Here is a 12,766-nt window from a genome sequence, read left to right on the forward strand (position 1 = left end):
GCATAGTACTTTTACAAGGAGACGAAGTATGATGATATGGGGGACCAAACGGTATTCGGGTCCTAAATCGGTTCAGCGAAGATTGATTTTGTTGCTAGTGGTCGTTTTCATTCCCTTATCGCTGGTACTCTTTTTTGTTTATCGATTTACGGAGCAAGCATTAGTGAGCAAGGTGAACGAGGCCAATCAATTTAGGATGGAACAAACATCGTCACGCGTTCAAGATTTATTTCAAAGAATATTTATGGCTACAAATCTGTTTATTAATGACAGGCAATTTTTAGGTTCACTTGAGGTGAAGGATCCTTACGATATTGAGAAAAACAAAATTTATTTGGAAGCGATTGAACGGCTGCAATATGCTTTCTTTCTTAATGAAAAATATGCGGTCATTGTACGTGACAACAATGGGAACCTCTATCAGTCAGACACTTCTCGATTAGGCTTAAGAAAGGATCAACTGCAGGAACGAGTGCTAACGATCATGGATTTGAAAGAGGCTGATATTTTTAAAAGTTTCAAGTGGTCTACGATAGACTGTCCACAAATAACAGGGGATTCTGCAAGCTTTATTGTATTTACAAGATGGCTGTTCAACCCAGGAACTGCTACCCAAAAAGGTATGATCTCAATCGTGATCCCTATTTCATATATTCAAGATATTCTTAAAAACGATGGTGGACATTACGCAATTGAAAATCAAAATCACGAAAACGTACTTTCAACTGAAGTAGATGGTGCTCAAAAAGTAGAGAAACTATCAATCAGTACGAAAACTCACAGCGTGAAGCAGCTAATTCCAACGAATTGGTACTTATATCAATTGGAAAATACCGATATTTTAAATAATCAGTTGAAATTGTTTAATTTTGTTGTGTTTATAACTATTGCAGTGATTTTAATTATCTATTTTGGAATTATGTTAGTGGTACTTCAGACAACTAGAAAGATATTTAGTCAAATTCGTTCCTTATCCAAGCAATTAACCTCAAATTCACCCAATTTAACGATATCGATCCAATCCGACTACCAAATCGTTGAATTATCAGAAATACTTCGCCAATTGGTCCATAATTTAACGACCTCGCGAAAGAACTTTGAACTTGCTTCAACTGAAAAAAGGAAATTAGAAATGCAAATGTTACAGCAACAAATGAATCCGCATTTTTTATTAAATACATTAAGTACGATTAGATTTATTGCCGACTCTACATCACAGCAACGGATAAGTTCATTAGTGCTTTCTCTCTCTTTTCTTCTTAGACAGCAATTATATAGGGAAGATTCTCATTGGACGATGAGAGAAGAGCAGGAATATTTACAAAGGTATATCGAGATTCAGAACGCTAGATTTGGTGATGAGTACAAAGTGGAAATACATTTTCATGTGGAGACTTTGAATAAGTTAATTCTACGGATGCTCATTCAACCTCTTTTAGAAAATTGTTTTGAACATGCTTTTGCTGGTAAACCTAACGGATGGATTCATATATACGCTCAGGTTAAAGAAGGTGGCATGGAGATAAGTATACAAGATAATGGAAACGGATTCATGAATGGCGAAACACAAAAATCAAGAAAGTCGATTGGGTTAGCGAATGTAAAAGATCGTTTGTTGCTTCACTATGGGGAATCCTCCTATTTTGATATTCAAAGTTCCCCATCTTTAGGGACATGCATTAAGGTATTTATTCCAGATGAAACGAGCTGATCTTTCTTGAATCTATTGATTGTTGAGGATGAGGCACCTGTCCGTAAACATTTGAAGTGGATGTTGGAGGGCAGTGGCATTGAGGTATGGGAAACAGAAAATGGAAGAGATGCTCTGGATGTATTAAAGAGTACCGAAATAGACATTATGCTGACGGATATTCGCATGCCTATTGTGGATGGAATAGAGTTAATACAACAGTGCAAGGTTCTCTTTCCCCGGTTATGGTCTATTGTAATAAGTAACTATGCAGAGTTTGAGCTTGCGCAAATGGCATTGCGTTATGGGGCGAAAAATTATTTACTCAAAGCTACCCTCAATAAGGAAAGTCTTATCTCCGAATTAACTCAAGCTTACGAAGATTCGCGAAATCGAGGTTTGGACAAAGGGAGTTTGGACTCAAATGAACTGCTAATGGTTCAGAACTCATTATTCTATGAATGGCAGTATCAACGTATCAGTTCGTCAGAATTGATCAAAAGATCATTGAAATTGAATGTCCAAGTCTTCCAATTCGAAGACCCCCAGTCGATGTTTGCGTTGCTGGAAGTGGATCGGTTTGCAGAATGGTGTGAAACTAAATTCAACAATAAGACGGATCTTGCCATTTATGCTTTTATGAATGTAGCCGTAGAGGTCATTAAACAATTTCATCCGAAAAATGAATTATTTCATTTGGAAAACGCCAGATTTATAATTTTGGATTTCGGTGAATGTGAGATGGAGAAACACGCAGAGAAGATGAAAGAAGTTCAGCTTGCTTTACAGCAATTTTTAAAACTTGATGCTTCTTTAATAACGGGTTATGAATTTACAACCTTAGATTCATTAATAGAGATGGTCCGTAATTCGGTTAACGATATGACACAGTTATTTTATTGTGCGCCAGCATGCCTAATCTCACCAAATGAGTTCGAGCCTGCTAGTAAAGATATTGATTTGTATTCTTTTTTTCAAAACATGGAGATGGAAAATGATAATAACTACACGGTGATTTCCAATTTACCGATGTGGGTCGAGTCTTTTTTTGGTTTGATCCGTTATTTAAAGCGACCGCCTAGTACAGTTAAAGAAGACTTGAAGTTCCTGATTACTTTCATCGAGAAAAAGGGATATGCGGTCATAGAGGAATTGAAATCCGAAATAAGTCACAAACAAGCTTATCGGTTAAACGATTATAAAGCCATGTTTGAACGATGGTTAAATGAATATCATTATATGGGCACACATCGGATAGAAATAGTAAAAGCATTAAACTATATCCATGAACAATATCAAAATAAGTTCACTTTGGATGATATCTGTAATCACATTAACATAAGTCGATCTCATTTTTCTAAGTTATTTAAAGAGCATCAGGGAGTATCCGTTATTGAATATGTGGAAGGGGTCCGCATGAAACAAGCCAGAGTGCTTTTACGTACAACACCATTAACCATAAGTGAAATAGCGGATAGAATTGGTGTACAAGATATATTTTATTTCAGCAAACTATACAAGAGATATTACAAGGTTAATCCAAGTAAAGACCGGGGGATGTTGTAGAATTATTACAGCTCCCTGCATAGGTATATCGATAATTCAGTATTAAAAGAGAACTCTTGTGACCAGGAACCTTTTTCTTATAAAGGTTCCTGGTCATTTTTTAGGAACAAATTGTCCAGTCTTTGTGCAATTTTGTTAATGTAAGGCACAGACTATTTCGAAGTATACTTATACAGTAATTTCCAGTCAAAACCACAAGAAAACAATAGGGTTCTAAACGAATTATCCTTGAAACACTAGGGCTAATAAATGCGAATAAAGTGAAAGTCGAATTTGTTCAGGGCAGCATTGTGCTGTCACCGCCTGAGTAGGCGTTAAATGAGCTCGAACTAGCTCGAACTAGATAGAACAAGACAGGAAAGTAGGGAATAGATATGATTAAACACGATCCTATTCGCAAAATATGGACGTTGGAAGGAAATTCTGTTGCCTATTCTATTGGGTTGAGTGAAGCAGGAACGATTGTTCATACTTATTTCGGGGAGAAACTACCTTACCTATCTGATTATCCGGAAGCAGAAATGGTTGAGGAGTTTCCAATAGGGAGTGTATTGTACCAGGAAGAGTATATGGGCTGGGGACAGGCCAAATATACAGAACCTTGCTTAAAGGCGACCTTTCACGATGGCGTTCGGGACTTAGACCTTGAATTTATCGATTTCGATGTTGTAGAACATGAACTAATTTTGTGTTTAAAAGATACGTTTTATCCTCTTGAAGTCAGGCTCCATTATAAGGTTATTCCGGAGCATGATCTTATTGAAAAGTATTGCGAAATCATAAACAACGGAGAGTCCAATATCAACTTAGAGCAAGTATTAACGGGCTCCATATACTTGCCAAGAGAAAAAGACTATAGGCTTACATACCTATCCGGCAAATGGGCAGGCGAAACTCAACTCAGTCAAGTTCCATTACCTGATACCAAACTGGTTTTAGAAAGCAGACGGGGAGCCACCAGTCATTACGCAAATCCTTTCTTCATGCTGGATCGAAAAGGAAAAGCTGAGGAAGACCATGGTGAAGTCTTTTTTGGTGCATTGGCTTTTAGTGGAAATTGGAAGATTGTCTTCGAAAAAGATAAATTTAATATGGTAAAAATTTGCGCTGGAATCAATGACTTTGATTTCTCCTGGAATTTGAAGCCAAATAAAAGCTTCACCACTCCTAAATGGATTGTTGGATTTGTAAATCAAGGTTTTGGGGCCGCCAGTCGAAATCTTCACAGCTATCAACGGAAGTATGTGCTACCTGCTCAGAACAGAAATGAGATTAGAAAAGTCCTTTACAATTCATGGGAGGCCACCGCGTTCGATGTCAACGAAGAACAGCAAGGGCAGCTAGCACAAATCGCTTCCTCCATTGGCGCTGAGCTTTTTGTCATGGATGACGGATGGTTCGGGGCACGGAACACCGATCACGCTGGGCTAGGGGATTGGATCGTTAATCCGTCTAAATTTCCAAATGGCTTACAGGGACTCATTCAGAAAGTAAATGCGCTAGGGATGGAGTTCGGTCTTTGGATTGAACCTGAAGGGGTCAATCTGGATAGCGATTTATACAGAAAACATCCAGATTGGGTTTATCACTTCAAGACAAGAAAAGGAACTCAGATCCGGAATCAGTTTGTTTTAAATTTGGCTAGAGAGGACGTAAGGCAGTATATCTTTGAATGTTTGGACAGACTGTTGTCTGAAAACAATATTCGATTTATTAAGTGGGATATGAATCGTCACATAAGCGAACCAGGCTTTCCATCGGCACCCTTGGAAGAACAACGAGAGATTTGGGTAAGGCATGCACTTGGCGTATATGACATTGTTGATAAACTTAAGCAAAAACATCCGAAAGTTATTTTCCAGTCATGCTCCGGTGGGGGAGGAAGAGTTGACTTAGGGATTTTACAGTATTTTGATCAAGTCTGGACTAGCGATAATACAGACGCTTTTGATCGACTTAAGATTCAAGAGGGCTTCTCATACGCCTATTGTTCAAAAATTATGGAATCATGGGTCACCGATGAAGTTCACTGGATGAATGGACGCAAGCTTTCTCTATCATATCGGTTTCATTCAGCAATGATGGGTGTATTAGGGATAGGTGATAATTTACTGAAATGGAATTCGGAAGAGTTACATGAAGCCAAAGAATTAATTCAATTATATAAGGAGATCAGATTCCTGGTTCAAGAGGGAAGCCAATATAGGTTACTCTCTCCTACCGCGAGTAATTTGTCATCCGTGATGTACGTTGGAGTTGGTCAAGAAGAAGCCGTGGTTTTTGCATTTTTGCAAGCTAATAACTTTTCGAATCCTATACCCCGTTTGCGTTTGAAGGGATTAAAGGAGAATATGTTATATCAAGTTGATGGCATGGATCAACCTGTAAGTGGGCAGATGTTAATGAAAATTGGGATTAAACTAAATCTTAAAGGTGATTTTCAAAGCAAGGTTATACGAGTTCGGAAAGCGTAAGAAAGAAGTTGTAACTGATCGCTACCTACTGTAGCCCGCATACATTGCGGGCTTTTTATGTGCGACTTACGATTTTGATTTTCGCTAAAATAGTGCAGGCTTTGTTCAAGATTATGCATGTTAAACAAGGTTCTATCACTTGTATACTTGACTCATAGGAAGTCGGAAACAGCAATTTCCTTGGGACAGACAAAGTCCTAACCCTTGCTGCACGGCGAACTCCTGGAAGTCGCACATACATTTAGAGGAGGTCTCTACCCATGAAAAAATTAAAGTTAATCCCAACCTTACTCACTGCTGCTTTGCCATTGTCGATATTGGCTGGTTGCGGAACAGACTCAAGCACAACAAGCACGCCTGCTGCTTCCGAAGCGGCAAAGGCAACTCCTGCGGCGTCTGCTGCAGCAGCAACAAAAGCTCCATCTGCCTTGGAGGGTAAAGTTGTATTCTGGTCCATGTGGAAAGATTCAGAACCACAAGCCAAGGTCATTCAGTCTGCAGTTGATGAATATAAAGCTGCAAATCCTAAAGTGAATGTAGAACTGAAATTTACGGGTCGTGACCTTGCAAAGCTAATTAAGCCAGCTTTAGACGGAGGACAACAAGTTGATATTTTTGAAGGGGACCCAGCTGGATTAATTGGTAATCTAAAGGATAAAGTTCTAAAGCTTGACGAACTTGTTACGCAGCCAGCAGTTGGTATGGCGGGGAAATCATTTAAAGACTCCTTGTTGCCTAGTTTAATGGATTGGACAAAATCGCTTTCCAAAACGGCAGGAATCCCTGAAGGATACTACGCAATTCCACAGCAGCCTTATGCCGTGCTATTTTTCTACAATAAGGCTGTTTATGATAAAGCAGGTATCACGAGCGCGCCTAAAACATGGGATGAATTCATGGCAGCTTGTGAATTAATTAAAAAGTCGGGCGTTGCTCCAGTTACATTTGATGACGCTTACCGGGATCAGTTTATCGGCGGATACCTAAGCAGCGCTATGGGCAGCGATTGGGTTGATCAACTCGTAAAAGATAAAACTGGCGAAATGTGGAAGGATCCAATTATTGCGCAATTTGCTAAAGATATTGTTTCGATGAAGGATAAGGGTTACTTCTCAGACAAAATTGCGGGAAGCAAATACCCTGCCGCACAACAAGACCTTGTGCTTGGGAAATCTGCAACGTATTTAAATGGAACATGGTTGCCGAATGAAGTTTCCGCAACTTCTGGACCAGACTTCAAGTGGGGTTCATTCCAGTTCCCAACGATTGCTAATGGAAATGGAAAAGGTGGACAACAAGGACTTTCTTTTGGTGCACAAGCGCTTCTTATGAATAAAGACAGCAAAAATGTGCCGGCTGCTTTTGAACTTATTAAATACTTAGTAGGGAAGAAAGCACAAGAAGGAATGGCTGCTCAAGCGTTAGCAATTCCAGCTACCGTCGACTCCAAGTGGCCAGTTCAATTAAATGATGCTTCTGTGGCCTTCAATAATGCAAAAGTGAATATGCCATGGGGCTTCGGTATTGACAATGCTGGTGATTTCTCAGCGAATACAGTAATTCCTGTATTTATGGAATTGGTGACAGGCAAACTTAAAGCAGACGAATATGTTGCAAAAATGAGCGCGGAAGCGAAAAAATTCTACGCTGGTAAATAATTAAATACCTTTCAGCTATTATCTATGTGCAGCAGTTAGATTGATTGCTGCACATAGATTTCATTTTTAATATGGAATTGATTATGTTGGGGGCGCATGACATGAGAATTAAAAAACGGATTATCGCACTTTTCCTGCTGCCGGCAGTCATCATTTATCTTGCCATTTTTCTGTATCCAACTGTTAGGGCAGTTATGATGAGTTTCTATAATATCCCAACGATCTCTAGCAAGATGGCAGAATGGAAGTTTGTTGGTCTGGACAATTACAACGACCTTCTTCATAACTCGTACTTTATAGGTTCAGCATGGAACGTTCTTAAAATATGGATTTTTGGCGGAATTATTATATTTTTCTTTGCATTTCTATTTGCTGTTATTATCGCTTCGGGCGTTCGTTGGAAGAGTTTCTGGAGGTCCCTTATCTTTCTTCCCAATACCGTTTCAGCCGTTGTTTTATCGGTTATTTGGCTGCAGTACATTTTCAATTCAAGCTTTGGATTCTTAACCACAATATTCCAAAAGATTGGTCTAACTACCCTTGCGAATATCCAATGGACGGATGATCAACATTTGTTCATTTCTATGTTAGTAGCTTACTGCTTTGGTTCAATTGGTTACTTTATGATCATTTTAAATGCTGGAATTGAAAGAATTCCTGCTGATTTTTATGAAGCTTCCGTATTGGAAGGTGCGACAGCAGTTGAAAAGTTTTTCCTCATTACACTGCCTCTTCTGCGAGATGTATTTCGTACTACCTTGGTGCTATGGACGATTACAGCCATTAACTTTTTTGTTTGGTCGGCCACATTCGGAAGTAAGGATCCACACACAATGACACCTGGTTATTATATGTATTTAAAAGTTTTTGGCGGAGATACAACCGTCTATCAGAAAGATCTGTTCAATGTTGGGTCTGGGGCAACCGTTGGTGTTATTATTGTGCTTTCCATTCTCGTGTTATCCGCACTTATTAACAGACTTTTCAGCAAAGAGACTTTAGAATACTAAGGAGGTCTGGTACCATCATGGCAAGTAAACTTCGTTATATGCCGCTCTATGCATGGTTATTATTTACGATTGTCCTTTTTGGATATGCCATATTAGCATCATTAAGCACGACAAGAGAAATATTTTCAAATACGCTTTTTAGCAGCGGTGTACATTTCTCCAATTATACCAAATTGTTTAAAGATCAAAATATGTTGCGCTACTTTATGAACAGCGCGATTTACACAAGTGCAGCTTGTATCGGTATTCTCGCAGTTGCAGCTCCTGCTGCTTATATCTTGGGAAGAGTTAAGTTTAAAGGGAGAAAAATAGTCGATTTGATGTTCCTATCCGCACTTTCGATCCCTAGTTTATTAATTTCTATTCCTTTATTCTCATTATTCATTGAACTCAAACTAACGGGTTCGATCTTTACGTTAATTCTTATTTATATTTTTACAAACGTTCCTTTCGGTGTGTTTCTGCTAACCGGTTTCTTCTCTTCCATTCCAAAGGAATTGGAGGAATCTGCAGCCATTGATGGCTGTGGTCCGATTAAATCGTTCATCAAGATTATTTTGCCAATCGCACAACCAGGACTAATAACGGTCTCGATCTTTAACTTTTTGGGCATATGGAATGATTATTTCTACGCATTGATTTTTGCTAATGATCCTAAAAGACATACTGTTGCCCTTGCGCTTCAATCGATCGTTCAAGGATTTACGAATTCAGGGAATTACTCTGGAATTTTCGCAGCATCTATGATCGTGTTTCTACCAACCTTTCTACTGTATGTACTTGTCTCGAGAAAAATCGTTGCAGGCATTACAATAGGGTCTGTTAAGGGCTAGGAAAATTGGCGGTAGTGTAAGATAATAAGATAATAAGATAAAGTAGAGAAATGAGTGAATTTGCAACCCGCAAAAGAAGGAGTATTCGATGAGCTATTGGTATAGACTCGTTCAGCTATCAAGGAAGTCACGTGTACATACTAGGCTGATCGTTTCATTTCTGTTGATTTCTATTGTACCTCTCGGGATTACAGGCATCATAGCATATAACAAATCACATCAGGCCATAAGTTCCAAAACGAGCACTTATTCTTTTCAAATCTTGCAAATGCTAAAAAATAAAATCAGTGACGAAGTGCGCAATTATGAAACATTCGCTGACCAAATCATGCTTAATAAAGATGTTCAGGGCGGCCTGGTTAGTTTTGATAAAATGAGTGAAGTTGAGCGAAGTAACCTGCAAGTCTATATTGATCAAACTTTGTTGGGTAACAATTTCTGGATACTGTCTACCATTAAGAGTTTGCAAATTCAAATGGCTGACGGCCGTGTGTTATATGATTTTGGATATAGCATGCTGAAAGATGAAGATTTTGTAAGGCTCAAGGAAATTAATCAGAAGAACGGTCAAATTGATACATGGACTTACGGTTCTACACGAGGAGGGGAATCTTGTCTCGCCCTCTTGAGACGGATTCCGAACTTGGATGGATCAGAGGGAACGCTTGGTTACTTAATTGTTGGGATCGACGAAAATATTTTTGCACAAATGACCTTTAACGAAATTAATCTCGGTGAAGGCAGCCAGTTAGTTTTAATGAACGGATCCGGTGAAATATTATCTGGTCAATCCACGATGTTTCATAATGGGAATTTCCAGACTTCAACTGATCCGTTACGTGCGTGGATGAATCCGACGCAATCAACAGGCAGCATCAAGTTAGCATCTGAACGTTTTTTTGCATCTTATGTGCATGACGAGGTACTCGATTGGTACTTGTTTGGTTTGATTCCCTTTGCCTATCTGGATGCAGAATCAAAGGATATCCAGCTGACCATTGTGTTGGTAATCGTTGTGTGTCTCGTATTTGCACTTTTGTTTACTACTTTGATTTCTACGAGCATTTCTTCACCTCTAAGAAAATTGAACACGGCTGCAAATCATGTCATGGACGGTAATCTGAAAATTGTTATTCGTGATGAAGGTCAAGATGAAATTGGACACCTTTCCGATAAATTCAATGATATGATTACGGAACTCGACAAATTGATCGAGAAGGTCAAGGAAGAACAGAGTAATAAACGTGAAGCCGAATTGAAAATGCTGCAAGCCCAGATCAATCCGCACTTTTTGTTCAATACGCTTAATTCGCTGAAATGGGCGGCATTACTCAGTCAGGCCGATAGCGTTAGTGAAGGCCTGGGCGCTTTAGCGGAACTGCTGCGGAACACGATCGTTCATAAGGATGAGCAAGTTACGTTACGGGATGAATTGCACAATATTACAAATTACATGGTCATTCAGCAAGTCCGATACGGTACTAGTTTACAAACAAAGTATCTGATTTCCGATGAGTTGTTGAATGCTCAAGTGCTTAAATTTTTATTACAACCACTTGTGGAAAACGCTATCATCCATGGTCTGGATGGATTGAATAGAGAACCGTATATTATTATATCGGCAGAGAGAATCGGTAATGATTTGCGGATAAGAGTTAGTGATAACGGAAAGGGCATTGCCCGAGAAAAGCTTCAGAATCTTTTGGATTTTGCTGAAAAGCCTTCGACTAATCGCTTATCCAATATAGGGATAAGAAACGTTCGTGAACGGATTATATTACAATATGGCGATACTTACGGCTTAGAGATTTCTAGTGAACCTGATCGCGGAACTGACATCGACATAACAATCCCGTACTTGATCACGAACGGAGAGTGAGGAAGAATGCTGCGTGTTTTGGTTGTTGATGATGAGAAAATTGTAAGGATTGCGCTAAGCACGATCGTAAAATGGCAGGAAAAGGGATTTGAACTAATTGGGACGGTTGCAGACGGGTTACAAGCACTTGAGGCGATTGAGAATAACAGACCTGATATTGTGATCACCGACTTGAAAATGCCGAACATGGATGGGCTGGAGCTCATTCGAATATTGCGTGAAAGAGAATACAAAGGTAAAATCGTCGTTTTAAGTAACTATGGTGATTACGAATTAGTCCGTGAAGCCATGAAGCTTGGTGCAGTTGATTATTTGTTGAAAGTTACACTTAAACCAACCGATTTACTCTCCGTCTTAGAGAAGGCGACAGAGCTGCTGTCCAAAGAACGGGAACATCTGAATCATAATTTCCATATCAAAGTCGAATTGAATGAGAAACAGCTTCAACACAGGAATAACTTGTGGGTCGAACTGCTGCAAGAAGATGAACGATTTTTGGCTGATGTGCTGAAAGAAGCTGGGAAAATTGCCATAACGCCAGATCAACTGGAGGGACATCTGATTTATGTCAAGATAGATCGTTATGAGGAAGCCTTGTCTACTGGCAAAATCAAAAACAAAAAGCTGCTCAATTTCTCTGTTGCGAATATTATCAAGGAGGCCATTTCCGATCGAAGTGCCATTGAATTGGTTGAAATTGGAGAAGGGCATTATGCCGTCATCGTAAATGAGGTTGACAGGGATAAGAATGATGTAAGCTGGTCGCATAGGGCTAACAACCTGATTCAATTGATGGCTTTATATTTAAATTTGAGCATTAGCGTGGCATTGAGTGAATCGTTTAGCGGCTTGGTTCAGCTTCGTGACCAGTTTGCACGATGTTGTCAAGCGGCGGCAGGCACCTTCTACACCGGTTCGGGCACTGTGATCGTCGCTGCTTCCATACAGTTTCAGACATCATTATCACTAATCCAAAATATGGAATGGTCGAACGAAATAAAAAGTTTAATCGAAGAGGGCGATGTGTCCCGGCTTACGGAGTCTCTTGCAGCGATCATGATGGAAATGAAGCAAGTGATGTGCGAGCCATTAGTTTTAAAACAGTCGATTCTGATTCTTTTAACGGACTTGGACAACATGATCGTGAAATGGGAGCGGATGACTGGATCATTTGAAGGGCAAGCCAAAGATTCGAGTTATACATTACCAGAGTTTCTTAAGAAACAGGTCATGAAGGCGGAAACCTTCGAAGGTTTCCATGCAGCTGTTGAACAGTCATTGCAAGAAGCTATCTTGCGCTTGCAGCAAGTAAAGAGTCGGAACTGCCGGAAAGAAGTACTTAGAGTGATAGAGATTTTGCAAGAACGTATGGATGATAAAGTAACTTTAGATATGCTAGCAAACGAAGTCAATATGAATGTCAGTTATTTGTGCCGTGTGTTCAAACAGGATACTGGAAAGAGTATTGTTCAATACATCAATGAATTAAAAATCAACTATGCAATTGAATTGTTGAAACAACCAGATATAAGAGTAAAGGAAGTTTCAGCTACCGTAGGTATTCATGATCCTTTTTACTTTAACAGGTTATTCAAAAAGACGGTTGGCTTCAGTCCGTCGGATTTTCGAAAGAAGTTGTTTCCTAATAAGGAGTAG

Annotated in this window: 8 protein-coding genes; all 8 read left to right on the forward strand. The window is 39.4% G+C overall.

Annotated features, from left to right (window positions below; translation table 11 throughout):
- Positions 1–28: 28 nt before the first annotated feature.
- Positions 29–1,711, forward strand: coding sequence for a sensor histidine kinase (locus AC58QC_RS06755; RefSeq protein ID WP_497414422.1), 1,683 nt, complete (start codon positions 29–31; stop codon positions 1,709–1,711).
- Between the two features lie 6 nt (positions 1,712–1,717).
- Positions 1,718–3,256, forward strand: a complete 1,539-nt coding sequence (locus tag AC58QC_RS06760; protein ID WP_497414423.1) for a response regulator transcription factor — start codon at positions 1,718–1,720, stop codon at positions 3,254–3,256.
- Positions 3,257–3,630: 374 nt separating this feature from the next.
- Positions 3,631–5,730, forward strand: a complete 2,100-nt coding sequence (locus AC58QC_RS06765; protein WP_497414424.1) for an alpha-galactosidase — start codon at positions 3,631–3,633, stop codon at positions 5,728–5,730.
- A 260-nt stretch (positions 5,731–5,990) separates the two neighbouring features.
- Positions 5,991–7,388, forward strand: coding sequence for an ABC transporter substrate-binding protein (locus AC58QC_RS06770; protein WP_497414425.1), 1,398 nt, complete (start codon positions 5,991–5,993; stop codon positions 7,386–7,388).
- A 101-nt stretch (positions 7,389–7,489) separates the two neighbouring features.
- Positions 7,490–8,398 (forward strand): carbohydrate ABC transporter permease, encoded by a 909-nt coding sequence (locus tag AC58QC_RS06775; protein WP_497414426.1) that lies wholly within the window; start codon positions 7,490–7,492, stop codon positions 8,396–8,398.
- A gap of 17 nt (positions 8,399–8,415) precedes the next feature.
- Positions 8,416–9,231 carry a carbohydrate ABC transporter permease gene (locus tag AC58QC_RS06780; RefSeq protein ID WP_497414427.1) on the forward strand — a complete coding sequence of 272 codons (816 nt, stop codon included), beginning with the start codon at positions 8,416–8,418 and terminating at the stop codon, positions 9,229–9,231.
- 88 nt (positions 9,232–9,319) lie between these two features.
- Complete coding sequence (locus AC58QC_RS06785; RefSeq protein WP_497414428.1) at positions 9,320–11,110, forward strand: cache domain-containing sensor histidine kinase; 1,791 nt, start codon at positions 9,320–9,322, stop codon at positions 11,108–11,110.
- 6 nt (positions 11,111–11,116) lie between these two features.
- Complete coding sequence (locus tag AC58QC_RS06790) at positions 11,117–12,766, forward strand: response regulator transcription factor (protein ID WP_497414429.1); 1,650 nt, start codon at positions 11,117–11,119, stop codon at positions 12,764–12,766.

Source organism: Paenibacillus sp. J22P51 (genome assembly GCF_059692215.1).

Bases quoted from the DNA above. Each gene is read 5' to 3' on its own strand.
- AC58QC_RS06790 (WP_497414429.1), top strand. From the start codon at position 11,117: ATGCTGCGTGTTTTGGTTGTTGATGATGAGAAAATTGTAAGGATTGCG.
- AC58QC_RS06780 (WP_497414427.1), top strand. From the start codon at position 8,416: ATGGCAAGTAAACTTCGTTATATGCCGCTCTATGCATGGTTATTATTT.
- AC58QC_RS06755 (WP_497414422.1), top strand. From the start codon at position 29: ATGATGATATGGGGGACCAAACGGTATTCGGGTCCTAAATCGGTTCAG.
- AC58QC_RS06775 (WP_497414426.1), top strand. From the start codon at position 7,490: ATGAGAATTAAAAAACGGATTATCGCACTTTTCCTGCTGCCGGCAGTC.
- AC58QC_RS06765 (WP_497414424.1), top strand. From the start codon at position 3,631: ATGATTAAACACGATCCTATTCGCAAAATATGGACGTTGGAAGGAAAT.
- AC58QC_RS06770 (WP_497414425.1), top strand. From the start codon at position 5,991: ATGAAAAAATTAAAGTTAATCCCAACCTTACTCACTGCTGCTTTGCCA.
- AC58QC_RS06785 (WP_497414428.1), top strand. From the start codon at position 9,320: ATGAGCTATTGGTATAGACTCGTTCAGCTATCAAGGAAGTCACGTGTA.